17 protein-coding genes are annotated in these 19106 nt (G+C 65.2%); 4 read left to right on the top strand and 13 right to left on the bottom strand.

Translation table 11 applies throughout. The annotated features are described in order from the left end of the window. Window positions 1-15: 15 nt before the first annotated feature. Together QQL28_RS14950 and QQL28_RS14945 are read right to left on the bottom strand one after the other, a co-directional pair. Window positions 16-804, bottom strand: coding sequence for an ABC transporter permease (locus QQL28_RS14950; RefSeq protein WP_284266449.1), 789 nt, complete (start codon window positions 802-804; stop codon window positions 16-18). After that, entirely contained in the window at window positions 804-1616 is an 813-nt protein-coding gene (locus QQL28_RS14945; protein ID WP_284266447.1) for an ABC transporter ATP-binding protein, read from the bottom strand. The genes QQL28_RS14950 and QQL28_RS14945 overlap by 1 nt, the downstream gene beginning before the upstream one ends. 140 nt (window positions 1617-1756) lie before the next feature. Between QQL28_RS14945 and QQL28_RS14940 the strand changes: the two genes are divergently transcribed. Further along, window positions 1757-2539, top strand: a complete 783-nt coding sequence (locus QQL28_RS14940; RefSeq protein ID WP_284266445.1) for an ATP-binding cassette domain-containing protein — start codon at window positions 1757-1759, stop codon at window positions 2537-2539. Further along, window positions 2536-4095: an ABC transporter permease/substrate-binding protein gene (locus tag QQL28_RS14935; RefSeq protein WP_284266443.1), complete on the top strand. Its 1560-nt coding sequence runs from the start codon at window positions 2536-2538 to the stop codon at window positions 4093-4095. Before QQL28_RS14940 ends, QQL28_RS14935 begins: the two co-directional genes overlap by 4 nt. 202 nt (window positions 4096-4297) lie before the next feature. Here the strand turns inward: QQL28_RS14935 and QQL28_RS14930 are convergent, their stop codons facing one another. Both QQL28_RS14930 and QQL28_RS14925 read right to left on the bottom strand, forming a co-directional pair. Next, a complete protein-coding gene (locus QQL28_RS14930) occupies window positions 4298-6010 on the bottom strand; it encodes an LTA synthase family protein (protein WP_284266442.1) in 1713 nt (570 codons plus the stop codon). Between the two features lie 362 nt (window positions 6011-6372). Next, window positions 6373-7032 (bottom strand): TetR/AcrR family transcriptional regulator, encoded by a 660-nt coding sequence (locus tag QQL28_RS14925; RefSeq protein ID WP_284266440.1) that lies wholly within the window; start codon window positions 7030-7032, stop codon window positions 6373-6375. A 110-nt stretch (window positions 7033-7142) separates the two neighbouring features. On the opposite strand from QQL28_RS14925, the gene QQL28_RS14920 reads away from it, so the two are divergent. Further along, complete coding sequence (locus QQL28_RS14920; protein WP_284266438.1) at window positions 7143-7763, top strand: hypothetical protein; 621 nt, start codon at window positions 7143-7145, stop codon at window positions 7761-7763. A 408-nt stretch (window positions 7764-8171) separates the two neighbouring features. Here QQL28_RS14920 and ilvC read toward each other — a convergent pair whose 3' ends face one another. The 8 genes from ilvC to miaA all read right to left on the bottom strand — a co-directional run bounded on the left by ilvC (window position 8172) and on the right by miaA (window position 16422). Beyond that, the gene (gene ilvC, locus QQL28_RS14915; protein WP_027524440.1) at window positions 8172-9191 is read right to left on the bottom strand and encodes a ketol-acid reductoisomerase; all 1020 of its coding nucleotides are present in this window, start codon (window positions 9189-9191) and stop codon (window positions 8172-8174) included. Window positions 9192-9324: 133 nt separating this feature from the next. Beyond that, window positions 9325-9927: a LysE family translocator gene (locus tag QQL28_RS14910; RefSeq protein ID WP_284266435.1), complete on the bottom strand. Its 603-nt coding sequence runs from the start codon at window positions 9925-9927 to the stop codon at window positions 9325-9327. 7 nt (window positions 9928-9934) lie between these two features. Continuing rightward, window positions 9935-10810, bottom strand: coding sequence for an EamA family transporter (locus QQL28_RS14905; protein WP_284266433.1), 876 nt, complete (start codon window positions 10808-10810; stop codon window positions 9935-9937). Window positions 10811-10875: 65 nt separating this feature from the next. Next, the gene (locus QQL28_RS14900) at window positions 10876-11565 is read right to left on the bottom strand and encodes a class I SAM-dependent methyltransferase (protein WP_284266431.1); all 690 of its coding nucleotides are present in this window, start codon (window positions 11563-11565) and stop codon (window positions 10876-10878) included. A gap of 3 nt (window positions 11566-11568) precedes the next feature. Then, on the bottom strand, window positions 11569-12111 hold the full coding sequence (gene ilvN / locus QQL28_RS14895; protein ID WP_284266429.1) for an acetolactate synthase small subunit: 543 nt from the start codon (window positions 12109-12111) through the stop codon (window positions 11569-11571). Window positions 12112-12263: 152 nt separating this feature from the next. Further along, entirely contained in the window at window positions 12264-13217 is a 954-nt protein-coding gene (locus QQL28_RS14890) for a threonine dehydratase (protein ID WP_284266427.1), read from the bottom strand. Between the two features lie 4 nt (window positions 13218-13221). Beyond that, a complete protein-coding gene (locus QQL28_RS14885) occupies window positions 13222-14997 on the bottom strand; it encodes an acetolactate synthase 3 large subunit (RefSeq protein ID WP_284266425.1) in 1776 nt (591 codons plus the stop codon). Window positions 14998-15495: 498 nt separating this feature from the next. Beyond that, entirely contained in the window at window positions 15496-16422 is a 927-nt protein-coding gene (miaA, locus tag QQL28_RS14880) for a tRNA (adenosine(37)-N6)-dimethylallyltransferase MiaA (protein WP_284266422.1), read from the bottom strand. 11 nt (window positions 16423-16433) lie between these two features. Here miaA and serB point away from each other — a divergent pair, with 11 nt between their 5' ends. Next, complete coding sequence (serB, locus tag QQL28_RS14875; RefSeq protein WP_284266419.1) at window positions 16434-17339, top strand: phosphoserine phosphatase SerB; 906 nt, start codon at window positions 16434-16436, stop codon at window positions 17337-17339. A gap of 157 nt (window positions 17340-17496) precedes the next feature. Here the strand turns inward: serB and QQL28_RS14870 are convergent, their stop codons facing one another. Then, window positions 17497-19011 carry a Do family serine endopeptidase gene (locus tag QQL28_RS14870; RefSeq protein ID WP_284266417.1) on the bottom strand — a complete coding sequence of 505 codons (1515 nt, stop codon included), beginning with the start codon at window positions 19009-19011 and terminating at the stop codon, window positions 17497-17499. Window positions 19012-19106: the final 95 nt, after the last annotated feature.

Raw genomic sequence — 19106 nt, 5'->3', positions numbered from 1 at the left:
GACTTACGGATACACCTACCCTCGCCCGTCCGCCGCCGTCGGCCGCCACACGAGAAGCCGGCGCTCCACCATCGTCACGCCCATGTCGATCAGGAGGACGAAGGCCGACAGCACGAACATCCCGGCGAACACGCCGGCGACGTCGAACACGCCTTCGGCCTGCTGGATCAGATAGCCGAGGCCCGCGGCAGAGCCGAGATATTCGCCGACGACGGCGCCGACCACGGCAAAGCCGACGGAGGTGTGCAGCGAGGAGAACATCCACGACAGCGCCGATGGCCAATAGACGTGCCGCATCAACTGCTGCTCGCTCATGCCGAGCATGCGGCCGTTGTCCAGCACCGTGCGGCTGACCTCCTTGACGCCCTGATAGACGTTGAAGAACACGATGAAGAACACCAGCGTCACGCCGAGCGCGACCTTCGACCAGATGCCGAGGCCGAGCCACAGCGCGAAGATCGGCGCAAGCACCACGCGCGGCAGGGCGTTGACCATCTTGACGTAGGGATCGAACACGGCGGCGACCAGCGGCTGCCGCGCGAACCAGAAGCCGACCAGCACGCCGCCGAGCGAGCCGATCACGAAGGCGAGGATCGACTCCCACAGCGTGATCCAGAGATGCTTCCAGATCACGCCGCTCGCGAACCATTTCACGATCTGGCTGAACACGTCGACCGGATTGGAGAAGAAGAACGGCGGCAGCAGGATCTTGCCGAATACCGGCACGGTGGAGAGCACCTGCCAAAGCACGATAGCGACCACGGCGACCAGCAATTGCAGCGAGAGCAGCGTGAGGCGCGACATCAGACCGCCTCCGCCTGGGTCGATTGCGCGTAGCCCTTCATCACCTCGTCCTTGAGCACGCTCCAGATCTCGCGATGGAGCGCATGGAACTCCTTGTCCAGCCGCACTTCGAAAATGTCGCGCGGGCGCGCGAGCTCGACGCGCCAGTCGCCGATGATGCGCGAGGACGGCCCCGCCGACATGATCACGACGCGGTCGGCGAGCGCGATCGCCTCCTCGAGGTCATGGGTGACGAACAGTACCGCCTTGCGGTCGGCGCTCCAGAGCTCGAGCAGGAGATTGCCCATGACCTGCCGGGTCTGGGCATCGAGCGGGCCGAACGGCTCGTCCATCAGCAGGATTTTCGGATCGCGGATCAGCACCTGCGCCAGCGCCACGCGCTTGCGCTGGCCGCCGGAGAGCATGTGCGGATAGCGGTTGGCAAACGCCCCGAGCCCGACCGAGGTCAGCCATTTTTGCGCCCGTGCAAGCGCCTCGGGGCGCGGCGTGCCCTTGATCTCGAGGCCGATTGCGACGTTGTCGATGGCCGTTTTCCAGGGGAACAGCGCATCGGCCTGGAACAAATAGCCGGCATCCCGGTTCAGGCTGGCGAGCGGACGGTCGAATACCTTGACGCTGCCGGCGGCGGGCTTCAGCAGCCCCGCGGCGACGTTGAGTAGTGTGGATTTGCCGCAGCCGGTCGGGCCGACAATCGCGACGAACTCACCCTGGCCGACGGTCAGCTGCGCCTCTTCGACCGCGGTATAGACGCGCCCGTCCCCCAGCCGGAATGCGACTTTGGTATCCTCGAGCGCCACCGCCGTGGTTGTCATCTGCCGATTTCCTCCCAGCTCTTGGCGGATGCCTTAGCTGCTTGCGCCGGCAAGTTCAATCGAGCGGCCAAGCGTGCTACGCATGCGGGGTCGCCTCCATCAATCTCCCCCTGCGGGAGTGCAAGGTTGGGTCCGTACCGATGCCCTCCAAGCCCGTGATCGGCTATGCGCGTGTCGCGAAAAACTTCGGCCCGGTCGTGGCCGTGGACGGCGTTTCGCTCGACGTCGCCGAGGGTGAGTTTCTGGCCATCGTCGGCGGCTCCGGCTCGGGCAAGACCACCCTGCTGCGGCTGACCAACCGGCTGATCGAGGTCGACCGTGGCACGATCACCGTCGAGGGCGCGGATATCAGCCGCGCCGACCCGGTGGAGCTGCGGCGCCGCATCGGCTACGTCTTCCAGAGCGGCGGGTTGTTTCCGCATCTGAGCGTCGCGGACAATATCGGCATCACGCCGAAGCTGCTGGGCATTCCGCAGGGAGAGATTGCCGCACGCGTGGATGAGCTGCTCGACCTCGTGCGGCTCGACCGTACCCAGCATCGCGATCGACTGCCGCAAGACCTGTCCGGAGGACAACGCCAGCGCGTCGGCGTGGCGCGGGCACTCGCGGCACGTCCACGCATCGTGCTGATGGACGAGCCGTTCGGCGCGCTCGATCCCCTGACCCGCGATGCGCTCGGCGAAGACTATCGCGCACTGCATCACAAGCTCGGCCTGACCACGGTCATGATCACCCATGACATGACGGAAGCGATCTTGCTTGCCGACCGCATCGCGGTGATGCGCGCCGGGCAACTGCTCGCGCAGGGCACGCCGGCGGAGCTCGGCCGAAGCGACGACGCGTACGTGCTGGAGCTGTTGCGGACGCCGCGGCGCCAGGTCGCGCGGCTGAACGAGCGGCTGCCGCAGGGTGGTGCGGCATGAGCCTGATCTCCGATCCGCGCTGGGGCGAGGCGCTGTCGCATCTGCCGGACTATCTCGGCAATCATGTGAGGGTGAGCCTTGCCGCGCTCGCGCTCGGGCTCATCGTCAGCCTGCCGCTCGCGATCCTCTGCCGCAACCGCCCGGTGGCGCGCAACATATTGCTTGCGCTTGCGAGCATCGTGCAGACCGTGCCGGGGCTGGCGCTGCTTGCGCTGTTCTATCCGCTCCTGCTGCTCGCGGCCTCCGTGACGCTCGCCTGGTTCGGCGTCGCCTTCTCCGCCTTCGGCTTCCTGCCGGCGATGCTCGCGCTCGCGCTCTATTCCATGCTGCCGGTGCTGCGCAATGGCATCACCGGGTTGAACGGCATCGATCCCGCCTTGCTCGAAGCGGCCCAAGGCGTCGGCATGACGCCGCGACAATCGCTGCTGACGGTTGAACTGCCGCTGGCGCTGCCGGTGATGATGGCCGGCATCCGCACTGCTGCGGTGTGGGTGATCGGCACGGCGACCTTGTCCACGCCGATCGGGCAGACCAGCCTCGGCAACTACATCTTCGCCGGCCTGCAAACCCAGAACTGGGTGTTCGTGCTGTTTGGCTGCTTTGCCTCGGCCGTGCTGGCGCTTGCGGTCGATCAATTGCTCGGCCTGATCGAAGCCGGCTTGCGCAATCGCAGCCGCCTGCGCACGACGCTCGGCGGCGTCGGGATTGCGGCGCTGGTCGCCGCGACGCTGGTGCCCTCGCTTGGGCGTTCGTCGCCCGCGTACATCGTCGGCGCCAAGACGTTCGCCGAGCAATACGTGCTGTCGGCCCTGATCCGGGATCGCCTGGCGGCGGCGGACCTGCCGGCGACGACGCGGTCCGGCCTCGGCTCCAACGTCGCCTTCGAGGCGCTCAAGGCCGGCGATATCGATCTCTATGTCGACTATTCCGGCACACTCTGGGCCAACCAGCTGCACCGCACGGACATCAAGCCGCGCAAGGAGCTGATCGACGAGCTGAAGACGGCGCTCGCCAAGCAGAATATCACACTGCTCGGCGAGCTCGGCTTCGAGAACGCCTATGCGCTGGTGATGCCGCGAAAGCGCGCGGAGGCGCTTGGTATCCGTTCCGTCGCCGATCTCGCCGCGCACACGTCAGGTCTGTCGATCGCCGGCGACTACGAATTCTTCTCGCGCCCGGAATGGGCGGCGTTGCGCGATGCCTACGGGCTCGCGTTCCGCGCCCAGCGGCAGATGCAGCCGGATTTCATGTATGCGGCGGTCGCAAGCGGCGAGGTCGACGTCATCGCCGGCTACACCAGCGACGGCCTGATCGCGAAATACGATCTCGTGGCGCTCGACGACCCCAAGCGCGCGATCCCACCCTACGACGCCATTCTGCTGCTCGCTCCCAAGCGCGCCGGCGACGAGCGGCTCAAGGCCGCACTGAAACCGCTGCTCGATCGGCTCGACATCGCCGACATGCGCGAAGCAAATCTGCGCGCCAGCGGCAACGACGCGAACTCGTCGCCGGACGTTGTGGCGAAGTGGCTGTGGGAGAAGATCAGCAAGCGGTAGGACCGTGCCATTAATTCGGAGTCGTCCTGGCGAAGGCCAGGACCCGTCCACACCATCAACCCAGGGCTTAGTCATGTGGGCGGTACTGCCCCGCGCACTTCAATTGATAGATCACGCGGTATCGGTCCCGGCTTTCGCCAGGACGACATTGGAGAGGCATACGCGCTCTCACGACACCGACCTTACGCAGAGCGTCGAAGCGCTACAGCCCGTGGATCATCCCGGCGTTGATCAGCAGGCGGTTGAGGCGGCGCGCCTCGGCACCGTCCTTGCAGCCATAGAAGATGCCCTTGCAGCGTAGCATGACGTCCTTCTGCGCGGCGAAGGATGGGTCGAGCGGGATACCGGCGGCTTCCTGGATCACCAGCGGCAAATAGGCGCCGTCGATCGTGTCCATCACCGCGTCGCTTCTCACCGGCTCGAAATTGATGGCGTCGATCGCATAATAGGTGGCGTAGAGACGCGGATCATAGGCGTCGAGCTTCTTGCCGAGGCTGCCTTCGTCGAGCCCGGGCTCGAGGATGTGCGGCGCGAATTCCGGCTGATGATCGCCGTAGCGCACGATCAGGAACGGCTCGCCGGGAAACTTCTTCTTCAACCCGGCCAGGAAGGCCTGGTATTGCTCGGCGCTCATCGCCTGGCGGCGCAGATATTCGTCGAGCGACGGCGTATTCCCAAGCGCGCGCCAGCTTGGCGTCAGGTCGGGACGGAAACGCGTCTCCCAGGGGAAATGATTGGCGCCGAGATAGATGAAGCTGAACAGCGGCTTGTTCGGCGGCTGCTGGCTCATCAACTGAAGCGCCTTGTCGTAGAAGAAGGAATCCGGCTCGACGTCCTTCGCGCCGAGGTCCTTAACATCATAGAAGTGCTCGATGCCGGTCGTCAGCTGGAAGCTGCGCGCGCTCATGAAGGCGCCGTAGGCGGGATAGAGCGACATCGTATCGTAGCCGCAGCGGCGCAAGCTGAGCGGCAGGCCGCGCTCGACGCGTCCCGAGGCGATGCGCGTCACGAAATAGGCGAAGCGACCGAACGAGCGCGACGACAGGCCGGCGAGCACGTTGTATTCGGTGAACCAGCTCGGGCCGCCGTTGCTCTCGGCGAGGAAGGTGCGAGCCTTGCCATCCCAGGATTTGAAGTGGCTGCCGTAGCCTGGTGGCACCTTGATGCCTTGCGCGGCGCGGATGTCGAAACTGGATTCATCATGGATCATGATGATGTTCGGCCGCCGCCCGGCTGGATGGCAGGCATCGACCAGCGGCATGTTGAGACGCTCGTTGGTCGAGGCGGCCGACTCCATGAAGCCGTATTGCACGAAGTCGGAGACTGCCGTGACGCCGGAGCGAAAGAATTTCGAGAGATAGCCGTCGTCGTAATAGCCGCGCCAGGCTTCATCCGGATGATAAAGGGAATAGCCGACCAGCGCGGAGAGGCAAGCGAGCTTGCAGGCGAGCGCCGGCAGGCGGCGGATGCGGAACGGATCGAGCCACCACAGCGCATACATCAACGGCAGGATGACGAGGCAGACCCCGATCACCGACCAGCGCAGGTTCGGAAAGATCGTGAACAGGAATGCGACGGTGTCGCGGTCGATCATCATCAGGTCGATGAAGTTGACCGTCATCTGCACGACGTCGTGCTTGAGCCGCGACAGCAGCACCAGCACCACGACCATGGTCAGCGACAGCGCGCCCGACAGCGCGGGGCGGCGGAGCAGCGTGATCCAGAAGAAATTGAGGATGCCCCAGGCAAGCGCGAAGCCAAGGCGCGAGCTGAAATCGATCTCGGTCTCGTACATCAGCGCGAGCGCGGCCAGATGCGGCGCGGCGACGGCGAGGAGGCGCCAGATGCCGATCGCGGCAACGCTCGCCAGCACGGCGGTGGCGGCGGAAGGACCTGGGTTGGGCGCGGACGCCATCGACGACACGCTGAACACGCTCCGGCGCGGTGATGCCAAGCCCTCTGGCCAGCCTGCTGGCGGCCAGAGCGTCCGGCGCCGCCGGAGAGCGCCGTGTCATAAAACTGTAACGGAACAGTCGTGGGCAGGCAACGCGACGTGCCGTCCGACCTTCGCTTAATATTAGCAGGCGGCGAATGCGGCTTGCGCCCCAAGCCCCGCTTGCTCTCCTCACCCTGAGGTGCCCGCGAAGCAGGCGTCTCGAAGGGCGAGGCCGGATCGGGCAGCCGGGCCTGCATGGTTCGAGACGGCGCGGAGCCTGTCATCGGGCCGCGCTTCGCGCGGACCCGGTGGCGCCTCCTCACCATGAGGGTTGGACAGCGTCAGCCGCCGCGCTTGGGCTTGGCGATCCCGGCGATGAAGACGTCGATCACAGCTTCGGCCATCTTCTCGATCTCGCCTTCCTCCACGCCCCAGCGCGGGAAATGGCCGTCAAGGTTCATGCGCGCAAACCCGTAGACCAGGGCGCGGGCGGCAATCTGGATCGGCTTAAGCTCGCCCTGTCGCAGCAGGCCCCGCTCCGCGGCCTCACCCAGCATCCGCTCGGTCAGCGCGATGAGTTCGGCATTGTCGCGGGTGAGCTCAGGCGAACTGCCATGGGCGAAGTAGCGCCCTGTCGAGATGATCTCGAAATGGGCGGGGTTGCGCATCGCCCAGCGCAGATAGGCAAGGCCGAAGGCGCGGAGACGCACGAGCGGTTCGGCTGGCGGCGTCTGCGCAAGTGCCGTATCGATCTCCGCACGAAACCGGCGCTGCGCCTCTCCCGCCACTGCCGCCATCAGTGCGTCCCGGTTGGGAAAATGCCGGAACGGCGCCCCCGGCGACACCGCCGCCCGCCGCGCCGCCTCGCGGACAGAAACGTCGCCGCCCTCGGCCGCCAGTTGCAGCGCAGCATCGATCAGCACGCGGCGGAGATCGCCGTGATGGTAGGGCCGGGCTTCGGCGGCGCGGGAGCGGCGCTTTGGGGGCTCACGGGCGGGCATCGAAACCTCCTAGCATCACCCGAACGTGAATGTAAGCGGCGATTACACTGTTGACCAAAACAGGGCCTCCAAATGTAATCGTTGATTACATAACGGAGGAGACCGTCGTCATGTCGCAACGTCAAAGCTGGTTCGAGGGTTGGCGCCTACTCGCCCTGCTCAGCCTGAGCCTGATCGTCCTGTGTACCTGGATCGCCGCGATGCGGCAGTTCGAGGTCGAGGGGGTGCGCATGGTGGTCCGATTCACGGCGCGCAGCTCGCTCCTCCTGTTCTGCCTCGCCTTCAGCGCCGCCGCCCTGGCACGGCTCCGGCCCAACGCCTGGACGCGCTGGCAGCGCCGCAACCGGCGCTATCTCGGCCTTGGCTTTGCAGTCTCCCACGGCGTCCACGCAGTTGCGATCATCGCCTTCGCCAAGATGGATCCGGCCGGCTTTACGGCAGCGACCTCGGCCGCGTCCTATGTTTTCGGCGGCATCGGCTACGCCGTCATCATCGCGATGGCCGCGACCTCCTTCGACCGAACGGCCGAGCTGCTCGGCCGCCGTGCCTGGCGCGCCCTTCACCTCGTCGGCGGCTACTATCTCTGGCTCCAGTTCATGGTCTCGTTCGGCAAGCGCGTGCCGGCAATGCCGCTCTATGCGGCATTCCTCGTCCCCCTCCTCGCCGTTATTGCGCTGCGGCTGATCGCGATGGCCGCGAGCTCGCACCCGAAGCCGGTCGCCGCGGGCTAGATCTGCGCAGCGTAGCGTCCATCTGCGATGGCCACCAAGCATCTCGATCGGACGTCAGCTCTTAAGTTGATGCAGCACGCGAAGTCGTCCCGTAGATCCCGCGCGGACGATGACATCGCAGATGAAGAGCCGAATCCTAGACTCTGAAGTCGCTTGGCTTTTGCGGATTGGAGAGGCGAACAAAAGGCCTCTGAAACAGCGTGAGATCAAGAATGTGCTTTAAGCGTCAGTTCTTGGTCTTCAGACTGCACTTCAACATCGAAGAATTTGAATGAAGCACCAGCGCTTGCCGCTGAAGGGAAGGAGAGAGCGAGACCGCATGCTGCGATCTCGCTCGGAAGTTAGCCGCAAGGGCTTAAGATTTGGTGTGCCGAGAATTTCCGCACGCAACGCTTGCGCGTCGCACGGTCAGTTCTTCGACTTGTCGACCAGCGCGCCCTTCTTGATCCAGGGCATCATGTCGCGCAGCTTCGCGCCGACTTCCTCGATCGGGTGGGCGGCGAGCTTGGCGCGGGTCGCCTTGAACGAGGTCTGGTTGACCTTGTTCTCGAGCATCCAGTCACGCGAGAATTTGCCGGACTGGATGTCGTTGAGAACCCGCTTCATCTCCTTCTTGGTCTCGTCGGTGATGATGCGCGGGCCGGTGACGTATTCGCCGTACTCGGCGGTGTTGGAGATCGAGTAGTTCATGTTGGCGATGCCGCCTTCATAGATCAGGTCGACGATCAGCTTCACTTCGTGCAGGCACTCGAAATAGGCCATCTCGGGCGCGTAGCCGGCTTCGACCAGGGTCTCGTAGCCGCCCTTGATCAGCTCGACCAGGCCGCCGCAGAGCACCACCTGCTCGCCGAACAGATCGGTCTCGCACTCTTCCTTGAAGGTGGTCTCGATGATGCCGGCGCGGCCGCCGCCGACCGCCGAAGCGTAGGAGAGGCCGAGGTCATGGGCATTGCCCGAGACGTCCTTGGCGATCGCGATCAGGCAGGGCACGCCGCCGCCGCGCTGATACTCCGAGCGCACGGTGTGGCCGGGGCCCTTCGGCGCGATCATCAGCACGTCGAGGTCGGCGCGGGGATCGAGCAGGTTGAAGTGGACGTTGAGGCCGTGCGCGAACACCAGCGCCGCGCCCTTCTTCATGTTGTCGTGCAGGTGCTCGCGGTAGATGTCGCCCTGGAGCTCGTCCGGGGTCAGCATCATGACGAGGTCGGCCCATTTGGCGGCCTCGGCGACTTCCATCACCTTGAAGCCGGCGTTCTCCGCCTTCTTGGCCGAGGCCGAGCCCTTGCGCAGCGCAATCGCCACCTCCTTGACCCCGGAGTCCTTCAGGTTGAGCGCATGGGCGTGGCCCTGGCTGCCATAGCCGACGATGGCGACCTTCTTGCCCTTGATCAGGTTCAGGTCGGCGTCGCGATCGTAATAAACACGCATAGTCGTTTCCTCATTGAGGGCCGAAAATCGGCCAATGGTCAGGTGTCGAGGGGTGAAATTTGCGGATTTCGGGGGCTGTCTAGAGCATTTTCCGCCCCGAAGGAAACCCGTTTCTGCATGGAAATCCGCGACATCATGCATCCATGAAAACGGGGTAGAGGGAGGCAAGCAGCAGGACCGCCATCAGGATATTGAAGGCGCGGACCAGCCGCTCGGAGGTCAGGACCGGCCGGAGCGCGCTCCCGAACACGGCCCAGACCACGGTCGAGACCGTACCGACGATCAGGCTGATCACGGTCTGGATGGCGATATTAATGGGGAATTGGGCAATCGCCGCATAGGCGGTGATGGTGCCGATCACGATCACCCATCCCTTGGCGTTGATCCACTGAAACATGGCCGCGCCCCAGAAGGTCATCGGGCCGCGGCCGCTGTCGCCGCCCGGCGTGGTCGGGCCGGACATGGCGATCACTGCGGCGAGGTAAATCAGGTAGGCTGCGCCGGCATATTTCAGAATGGTCTGGAGGATCGGATAGGCCAGAAACACGGTGCCGAGCCCGAGCCCCACCGCGGCCACCATGAAGGCAAAGCCGATGACGATGCCGGCGATGTGCGGGATGGTGCGCCGGAAGCCGTAGGTCAGGCCCGAGGCCAGCAGCATGATGTTGTTCGGCCCGGGGGTGAAGTACATCACCACCATGAAGGCGAGAAAGGCATAGAAGAGCGAGTTGGCCATAGTCACCTCACGCGGTCTTCGCAAGCGGCTGCGGGCGCTTGGCCAGCACCATCACCGCAATGCCGCCGATCACGGTCAGCATGCCGGTGAGCCGCAGGGGTCCGAACCGCTCGCCGAACACGATGCTGGAGGCCGCCGAGCCCACGAACGGCACCAGCAGCGCGAACGGCACGACCTGCGCAGCCGGATAGTCGCGCAGCAGCCGGCCCCACAGCCAATAGGCGATGCTGGTCGAAATGCCGCCCAGCGCCAGCATGCAGAGCGCCGTGGTCAGCGACATGTGCGTCAGCACTTGCCAGGTCGGCGCGGGACCATCGGCAATCAGCGCCAGCGCGAACAGCGGCACCGCCGACGTCAGGCACAGCCAGGCAAACAGGTCGAACATCGGCACGCCGCGGGCGCCGCGCAGCAGGAGATTGCCGATCGCGAACGAGATCGGCGAGATCATCAGTACCGCGAAGGCACCGACGCTGAAATCATAGCCGACGGTGCCGCAGATCAAGAGAAGGCCGACCGCGGCAATGGCAATGCCTGCTGTCTGCGCCGGCGTCGGCCGCTCGCCGAAGGCGAGCACGGCAAAGCCGATGGTGAACAGCGCCTGGCTCTGCACGACGACGCTCGTGAGCCCCACCGGCACGCCATGGGCGATGCCATAGGCCTGGGACAGGAACTGGCCGAGGAACAGCGTGAAACTGATCGCGATCAGCAGCGGCCAGGCGATCTTTGGCTTGCGGATGAACAGGCAGGGCACGGCAGCAACCGAGAAGCGCAGCGCTGTCATCAATTCCGGCGACAATTCGTCGAGCGCCAGCCGGCTCGCCACGAAGGCAAGTCCCCAGACGATCGCCACCATGACGGCGATGAGGATGTCGGCCGGCTTCATTGTTGTTCTTCTTCGGGCTCTGTTCCGCTTGCGTGTTCTTGTCGTTCAGCCTTGCTCGCCGGCGCTTACGTAGAAGGGTTGGGTTTGCGCAGCAGATAGGTGCCGTGCATCGGGGCGTGGTAGTCGGCCGAGACCAGCGTGAAACCGACGTCGGTCAGCATGCGCTCCATCACCCAGCCGAAGGTGGAATATTCGTCGCGCATATGCGTGACCACGCTCTCGCGCGAAAAATCGTGGTTCTTGATCTGGAACTCGGCCCATTGCTCGACGTCGCGCTCGGCCGCATCGGGCATCGAGACGAAGACGATGTCGCGCAAATAGAAGCTCGCGCCCGGCTTCAGCGCACGATAGATGCGCGAGAGCGCAACTGCCTTCCAGAAATCCGGCAGGTGATGCAGCGTGAATTCACTGACGATCAGGTCGTAGGATTCGGGCCGGTACGCGAAGCTGAGCAGGCCGGCCGATTGCGTCGCGACCTTGGCCTTGCGGTCGCGGGCATAGATCTCGGCGAGGGCCAGCATCGCCGGCGAGATGTCGATGGCGTCGACCTCGGCGCCCAGCAACGCGGCCTCGGTCGCGAGCACGCCGTTACCGCAGCCGATGTCGGCGATGCGCCAGCCGCGCTGGACGCCGAGCATTTTCAGCGCGGCGCGCGCGCGCAGATCGGCGTCATCGTGATTGTCGTAGATCGAGGCGACCGCGGGCTCGATGCCCATCCGGTTGCGTTCGTTGTAGTACCAGTCGCGCGCCAGCATGGTTCACATCCCTTCAGGCCCGCGACCGATCGCGGCAACCCCGGTGCGCGACACCTCGACGAGGCCGATGGGGCGCATCAAGTCGATGAACTGGTTGATCTTGTCCGTATTGCCCGTGATCTCGAACACAAAGCTCTCGGTGGTGGCGTCGATCACGCGGGCGCGGAAGGCGTCCGCGAGCCTCAGCGCCTCGACGCGATGCTCGCCCTCCCCGCGCACCTTGACCATTGCAAGCTCGCGCTCGATCGAGCGTCGGGTCTGCGTCATGTCGACCACGCGATAGACCGGGATCACGCGGTCGAGCTGGTGCTTGATCTGCTCGATCACCATCGGCGTGCCTGTCGTCACGATGGTGATGCGCGAGAGATGCTTCTGGCTCTCGGTCTCGGAGACCGTGAGGCTCTCGATGTTGTAGCCGCGGCCCGAGAACAGGCCGATGACGCGCGCGAGCACGCCGGGCTCGTTCTGCACGAGCACCGAGAGCGTATGCGTCTCGTTGGGATCGTGACGGTCCTCGAGGAAATAGGCGGATGCGGGCTGGTTCATTGTCGTCCCCTCTATTCTTTGTCGTCACGCCCCGCGAAAGCGGGGCATCCAGTAGTCACCGGCGCCTGAGTTTCCCACGACTGCCGCGGCGTACTGGATCGTCCGGTCAAGCCGGACGATGACAGCGGTGTATTTGGTGAGCGCTCGCGTCATCATGCGACCACCCATTGCTTGAAGAGATCGAAATCGATATTGCCGCCCGAGAGCACGAGGCCGACATTGCGGCCCTTCAACTTGCTCTTCTCCTGCAGCGCAGCCGCAAGCGCGGCTGCGCCGGCGCCTTCGGCGAGATTGTGCGTGTCGGTCCAATAGGCGCGGATCGCCGCGCACACTTCGTCGTCGGTCACCTGCACGATGCGCGAGGCGCCCTTGCGGATGAGTGCGAGCGCGTCGGCGTCGGGAATGCGCGTCGCCATGCCGTCGGCGAGCGTGTTGCTGGTCTCCGTCGTCACGACCGTGCCGGCCGCAAACGACAGCGCATAGGACGGCGCCTCCGTCGACTGCACGCCGACGATCTCGGTCTTCAGGCCGAGCAGGTCACGCGCCATGATGCAACCGCAGATGCCGGAACCCTGGCCGATCGGCACGTAGAGAATGTCGAGGTCAGGCGCAGCCTTGAACAATTCCAGCGCGTAGGTCGCAACGCCCAGCACGAGGTCCGGGTGGAACGACGGCACCATGTGCAGGCCTGCGAATTGCGCACGACGCTCGGCCTCCTCGCGGGCGGCCTGAAAGTCCTCGCCGTGCTCGACGAGCTCGGCGCCAAAGGCCTTCATGGCGCGGTTCTTCTCGACTGAGTTGCCGCGCGGCACGTAGATGACCGCGGGCACGCCGTGGCGGCTTGCGGCAAACGCCAGGCTCTGCCCGTGATTGCCGCGCGTTGCCGAGATGATGCCGGGCGTGTTCGGCCGCTCGCGCTTCAGCCGCTCGAGATAGACGAGCCCGCCGCGCACCTTGAAAGCGCCGATCGGCGTGTGGTTCTCGTGCTTGACCACGACGCGGGTGCCGAGCCGCTGGCTAAGCAACGGCCAGGCGTGCGCCGGCGTCGCCGGCACCGCCTGCCCCACGATCTCATGTGCGCGTTCGAGCTCCTTCAGGTCGAACATCGCATCACACCAGCGCCTTGCCGCCGGCGAACGCGGTGGCGGTGGCCTCATCATTGGCCTGCTCCGGCAACAGCATCTCGTTGTGCGCCTTGCCGGAGGGGATCATCGGGAAGCAGTTTTCGAGCGCCGCGACGCGGCAGTCGAACAGCACCGGGCGCTTGACCGAGATCATCTCCTTGATTGCGCCGTCGAGATCGGCGGGCTTGTGCGCCTGGATGCCGACGCCGCCATAGGCTTCCGCGAGCTTGACGAAATCCGGCAGCGCTTCGGAGTACGAATGCGACAGGCGGTTGCCGTGCAGCAATTGCTGCCACTGCCGCACCATGCCCATGTACTGGTTGTTCAGGATGAAGATCTTGATCGGCAGCTCGTACTGAACCGCCGTCGACATCTCCTGGATCGTCATCTGCACCGAGGCATCGCCCGCGATGTCGATGACGAGGCTGTCCGGGTGGGCGACCTGCACGCCGACCGCGGCCGGCAGGCCATAACCCATGGTGCCGAGACCGCCGGAGGTCATCCAGCGGTGTGGTTCCTCGAAGCCGAAGAACTGCGCCGCCCACATCTGGTGCTGGCCGACCTCGGTGGTGATGTAGACGTCCTTGCCGCGCGTCAGCTCGAACAGGCGCTGGATCGCGTGCTGCGGCAGGATGACGTCGTTGTTCTTCTTGAAGTACAGCGAATTGCGCGCACGCCATTGCGCGATCTGCTGCCACCACGGCCTGATGTCGGGCTTCTTCGCCTCCGCCTTGAACACCTGGAGGATGTCGCCGAGGATGTTGCCGCAGTCCCCGATGATCGGAACATCGACGCGGATGTTCTTGTTGATCGAGGACGGGTCGATGTCGATGTGGATCTTCTTCGAGCCCGGCGAAAACGCGTCGACGCGGCCGGTGATGCGGTCGTCGAAGCGCGCGCCGACGCACAGCATGACGTCGCAGTCATGCATGGTCATGTTGGCTTCGTAAGTGCCGTGCATGCCGAGCATGCCGAGCCAGTTCTTGCCCGACGCCGGATACGCGCCCAGACCCATCAGCGTCGAGGTGATCGGAAAACCCGTGACCTCGACCAGCTCGCGCAACAGTTTCGAGGCCTCGGGGCCGGAATTGATCACGCCGCCGCCGGAATAGATCACCGGGCGCTTGGCATTGGCGAGCAGCGAAACGGCTTTGCGGATCTGCATCGCGTCGCCCTTCACGCGCGGCGCGTAGGAGACATGCACGTCGGACTTTCGCGGCGGATGGTAGGTGCCGGTCGCGAACTGCACATCCTTCGGCACGTCGACCAGCACCGGACCCGGCCGGCCCGAGGTCGCGACGTAGAACGCTTCGTGCAGCACCTTTGCGAGATCGTTGACGTCGCGCACCAGCCAGTTGTGCTTGGTGCAGGGCCGCGTGATGCCGACGGTGTCGCATTCCTGGAACGCGTCGTTGCCGATCAGATGGGTCGGCACCTGGCCGGTGATGCAGACCAGCGGGATCGAATCCATCAGCGCGTCCGTCAGCGGCGTCACCATGTTGGTGGCGCCGGGGCCGGAGGTCACCAGCACGCAGCCCGGCTTGCCTGTCGAGCGCGCATAGCCTTCCGCGGCATGGCCCGCGCCCTGCTCGTGCCGGACCAGGATGTGCTGGATCTCGCTCTGCTGGAAAATCTCGTCATAGATCGGAAGCACCGCGCCGCCGGGATAGCCGAAAATATCCGTCACGCCATGATCGATGAGCGCGCGCACGATCATCGCGGCGCCGGTCATCTGGTTCGGATCGTGGCTGTTCTCGGTCATTGTCTTGCTCCGGATGCGCTGTTGTCAGCGGCTTCTTTGAGGTCTGGTTCGGGAAATAAAAAAGGGCCCCAAGAGGCCCCATGCGCACCGCTCGGTTTTGGATGGCCGCTAGCCATCCCCGGCGATGCGCCTGGGTACGACGACGATAAGGAGTTTGGTAATAATGTTACGCATGAGGTCGGCCCGGCTTCCCAAAGGTTGCGCGAACCATAGCGGCCAAAGCCCGGATGTCAAGGCAATGCGGCCATTTTCGCGCGATTTCGAGAATTGTAGCGGCGTTCCCGGCATTCGGCGAGAGGGAATTTGCGGCGGAGCCACAAAAGCTCGTCATTCCGGGGCGCTCGCGGAAATCGAGCGAGCCCGGAATCCATAACCACAGGCCGTGATGAGGCGCGAAGCGGTGGCCGGCAGTCATCGCCACACAACCGTCTGGGATTATGGGTTCCGGGCTCGCGCTGCGCGCGCCCCGGAACGACGGCTGAATGAGCGGCGCCGCCCTCACCCCGCGCCCACGGCCGCCAGCCACCCCCTTGCCTCCTCCGGCTTCACCCATTCGAACTCGGGCAATTGGTGGCGGAACCAGGTGAACTGGCGTTTGGCGTAGTGGCGAGTGTCGGCGCGGCCGATGGCAGCCGCCTCGTCCCGGCTGATCTCGCCACGCAGGTGCCGGATCAGCACGGGCACGCCATGGGCTTTCATGGCCGGCAACAGCGGATCGAGATCGCGCGCGACGAGCCGCTCGACCTCGGCAAGCGCGCCGGCGCCGAGCATGGCCTCGAAGCGGGCATCGATGCGGGCGTAGAGCTCATCGCGCTCGGGGGCGAGAAACAGTGCGCGAAAACTGTCTTCCGGCAACAGCGGCGGCTGGCCCTCGCGGTGCCAGTCGAGCAGCGAGCGGCCGGTCGCCTCGACCACCTCGAGCGCCCGTGCGATGCGGGTGCGGTCGCGCACATTCAGCCGTCCGGCGGCGACCGGATCGCGGCTCGCGAGTTCCGCATGCAGCGCCTCGACGCCGTTGCGCTCGAGCCGCGCGCGCACGCTGTCGCGCACCTCGGGCGGGATCGGCGGCACGGTCGAGAGGCCCCTCGTCAGCGCCTTGAAATAGAGCCCGGTGCCGCCGATGAAGATCGGCTGGCCGCCTTGCGCCCGCGCCTCAGCCAGCGCGACGGCCGCATCCGCGAGCCAGGCGCCGGTCGAAAAATTCACGGCCGCGTCGACATGGCCATAGAGACGATGCGGAACCTGCGCCTCCTCGTCCCGCGTCGGGCGCGCCGTGATGATGCGCAGATCACGATAGACCTGCATGGAATCGGCGTTGATCACGACACCGCCGGCACTCAGCGCAAGTTCGAGCGCCAGCGCCGACTTGCCGCTGGCGGTCGGGCCTGCGATAAGCACGGCCTTGCTCACTTGCCCCTCGCTCACGAAAACCTCAAATGTCCCTCGTCGCCACGCTGATCTGCAATCCCAATAGTCCCGCGCTCGACAGCACCATCGTCGACGGCGCCCGCGCCGTGCTGCCCTCTGCGGCGCCCGCGCATTGGCTATTCGACGGGGTTGCGGTCGACATCCCCTTCGGCGCTCAGGAAAACCTCGAAGGCGATCGTCACGCCATCGAAGAGCGGCTACGCGAGCTCCGCGGCGACCTGCCGATCGACATCGTCGTGCAGCCTGTCGGCTTCCGGCGCAAGAGGCTTTTTCTCGCCGACATGGATTCCACCATGATCGGCCAGGAATGCATCGACGAGCTCGCCGATTTCGTCGGGCTCAAGGCGCATGTCGCAGCCATCACCGAGCGCGCGATGCGCGGCGAGATCGAGTTCGAGCCGGCCCTGCGCGAGCGCGTCGCGCTGCTCAAGGACCTGCCCGTCGGCGTCGTCGACGAAGTGCTGGCCAAGCACATCACCCTGACGCCGGGCGGCCGCGAAGTGGTCGCGACCATGCGCGCCCACGGCGCCTACACCTGTCTCGTCTCCGGCGGTTTTACGCTGTTCACCAGCGCGGTCGCTGCCAAGATTGGCTTTCAGGAGAACCGCGCCAACGAGCTGATCGTGCGCGACGGCAAGTTCACCGGTGAGGTGAAGGAGCCGATTTTAGGCCGCGCGGCAAAGCTCGCGACGCTGGTCGACCTGATGGAGTCGTTCGATCTCGACGATATCGATACGCTGGTCGTCGGCGACGGCGCCAACGATCTCGCGATGATCCAGGCGGCCGGGCTGGGTGTCGCCTACCACGCCAAGCCTGCCGTGGCGGCTGCGGCAGCCGCGCGGATCGATCATGGCGATCTCACCGCGCTGCTCTATGCGCAAGGGTATACGCGCAAGGAGTTTGTGGAGGGCTAGCCTCCCCTCCGCTGTCATCACCCGCCTTGTGCGCAATTGCGCACTGGAGCGGGTGATCCAGTATTCCAGAGACAGCGACGGGTACGGAGAAGCCGCGGCGTGCTGGATGCCCCGCTTTCGCGGGGCATGACAGCGAGTATGCGGCCAAACGCGTGCCTTACTGCACGCTCAGCGCCACGAACCGCAATTCGCCATCGCCGTTGGAGACGAGCAGCAGCACGGACTTCTTGCCGTCCTTCTTCAGCTGGTCGATGCGCTTCTGGACGTCGGCGCCGCTGGAGACGGCCTCCTGCGCCACCTCGACGATGACGTCGCCGGCAGAGAGCCGCTTCTCGGCAGCGTCGGAATTGGCGTCGACATTGGTGACGACCACGCCCTTGACGGTGTCCTTGATCTTGTAGCGCGTGCGCAGGTCCTTGCTCAGTGTCGCCAGATCGAGGCCGAGCGCCTTCTGCGTCACCGGCTTCTCCGGCACCGGCTCGTCAGTCTTCACCGCGGCCTGGACCTTGTCGGGATCCTGCAAGCGGCCGAGCTTGACGCGCTTGGTCTCCTCCTGGCCCTTGCGGATGACGACGACGTCGACCTCCTTGTCGACAGCCGTATCGGCGACGACGCGGGAGAGATCCTTCGGGTCCTTGATGTCCTTGCCGTCGAACTTGACGACGACGTCGCCGGGCTCGATGCCGGCGGGCTTTGCCGGGCCCTTCTCGTCGACGCCTGCGACCAGCGCGCCGCGCGGCGGCTTGATGTTGAGGCTTTCGGCGATCTCGTCCGTCACGCTCTGGATGCGCACGCCGAGCCAGCCACGGCGCAGCTCGCCGAACTGGCGAAGCTGGTCGACGACGCCAGCGACCGTCTTCGACGGCACGGCGAAGCCGATGCCGATCGAGCCGCCGGACGGCGAGATGATCAGCGTGTTGACGCCGATCACTTCGCCTTCGAGGTTGAACAGCGGGCCGCCGGAATTGCCGCGGTTGATGGCGGCGTCGGTCTGGATGTAGCTGTCATAGGGGCCCGACGAGATGTCGCGGTTCTTGGCCGAGACGATGCCGGCCGTCACCGTGCCGCCGAGGCTGAAGGGGTTGCCGATCGCGACCACCCAGTCGCCGAGGTGCAGCTTGTCGGAGTCGCCGAACTTCACCGAGACCAGCTGCTTCGGCGGCTTGAACTTCAAGACGGCGAGGTCGGTCTTCTTGTCGACGCCGACGAGCTCGGCCTTGATCTTGGTGCCGTCGTTCAGAATGACGTTGATCTCGTCGGCATCCGCGATGACGTGATTGTTGGTGACGACGACGCCGGAGGTGTCGATGATGAAGCCGGAGCCGAGCGAGTTGGTCTTGCGCGGCGGGCCGCTGTCGCCTCTGTCGCCACCCTTGCTGCCGCCGCCGGGACCGCGGCGGTTCTTGAAGAAGTCGTCGAAGAATTCCTCGAAGGGCGAGCCGGGCGGCAGTTGCGGCATGGTGTTGGTGCCGCCGCCCTTGGCCTCGACGGTCTGCGAGGTCGAGATGTTGACGACCGCATCGATCACCTTCTCGGCGACGTCGGCGATGCCCTCCGGTCCGCGCGCGTAAGCCGGCGAGCCGAACGCACTGAACGCGCCGATGGCGATCGCAGCCAGCCCAAGTCGCACGCAATGGCGCAAACGGGTCGTGGCAATGGTGGCAGCGGTCATTGTGATCTCCGAAAGAGAATTAAGGATTCGATCTCCAGACTGCGCTCGAACGGGGTGGCGGCGCAAGCACGGAGGTTAACGGGCCTCAAGACCCG

Source organism: Bradyrhizobium iriomotense, assembly GCF_030160715.1.
Taxonomy (GTDB): domain Bacteria; phylum Pseudomonadota; class Alphaproteobacteria; order Rhizobiales; family Xanthobacteraceae; genus Bradyrhizobium; species Bradyrhizobium iriomotense.
The sequence above is the reverse complement of the archived record's forward strand: the minus strand, read 5'-3'. Positions and strand labels throughout refer to the sequence as shown.

Excerpts from the sequence above, each read along its gene's own strand:
- QQL28_RS14925 (WP_284266440.1), bottom strand. The coding sequence starts at position 7,032 with ATGCCCGCCCGTGAGCCCCCAAAGCGCCGCTCCCGCGCCGCCGAAGCC.
- QQL28_RS14935 (WP_284266443.1), top strand. The coding sequence starts at position 2,536 with ATGAGCCTGATCTCCGATCCGCGCTGGGGCGAGGCGCTGTCGCATCTG.
- QQL28_RS14945 (WP_284266447.1), bottom strand. The coding sequence starts at position 1,616 with ATGACAACCACGGCGGTGGCGCTCGAGGATACCAAAGTCGCATTCCGG.
- QQL28_RS14885 (WP_284266425.1), bottom strand. The coding sequence starts at position 14,997 with ATGACCGAGAACAGCCACGATCCGAACCAGATGACCGGCGCCGCGATG.
- QQL28_RS14930 (WP_284266442.1), bottom strand. The coding sequence starts at position 6,010 with ATGGCGTCCGCGCCCAACCCAGGTCCTTCCGCCGCCACCGCCGTGCTG.
- ilvC (WP_027524440.1), bottom strand. The coding sequence starts at position 9,191 with ATGCGTGTTTATTACGATCGCGACGCCGACCTGAACCTGATCAAGGGC.
- QQL28_RS14905 (WP_284266433.1), bottom strand. The coding sequence starts at position 10,810 with ATGAAGCCGGCCGACATCCTCATCGCCGTCATGGTGGCGATCGTCTGG.
- QQL28_RS14950 (WP_284266449.1), bottom strand. The coding sequence starts at position 804 with ATGTCGCGCCTCACGCTGCTCTCGCTGCAATTGCTGGTCGCCGTGGTC.
- QQL28_RS14870 (WP_284266417.1), bottom strand. The coding sequence starts at position 19,011 with ATGACCGCTGCCACCATTGCCACGACCCGTTTGCGCCATTGCGTGCGA.
- ilvN (WP_284266429.1), bottom strand. The coding sequence starts at position 12,111 with ATGAACCAGCCCGCATCCGCCTATTTCCTCGAGGACCGTCACGATCCC.
- QQL28_RS14940 (WP_284266445.1), top strand. The coding sequence starts at position 1,757 with ATGCCCTCCAAGCCCGTGATCGGCTATGCGCGTGTCGCGAAAAACTTC.
- QQL28_RS14900 (WP_284266431.1), bottom strand. The coding sequence starts at position 11,565 with ATGCTGGCGCGCGACTGGTACTACAACGAACGCAACCGGATGGGCATC.
- QQL28_RS14920 (WP_284266438.1), top strand. The coding sequence starts at position 7,143 with ATGTCGCAACGTCAAAGCTGGTTCGAGGGTTGGCGCCTACTCGCCCTG.
- serB (WP_284266419.1), top strand. The coding sequence starts at position 16,434 with ATGTCCCTCGTCGCCACGCTGATCTGCAATCCCAATAGTCCCGCGCTC.
- QQL28_RS14890 (WP_284266427.1), bottom strand. The coding sequence starts at position 13,217 with ATGTTCGACCTGAAGGAGCTCGAACGCGCACATGAGATCGTGGGGCAG.
- QQL28_RS14910 (WP_284266435.1), bottom strand. The coding sequence starts at position 9,927 with ATGGCCAACTCGCTCTTCTATGCCTTTCTCGCCTTCATGGTGGTGATG.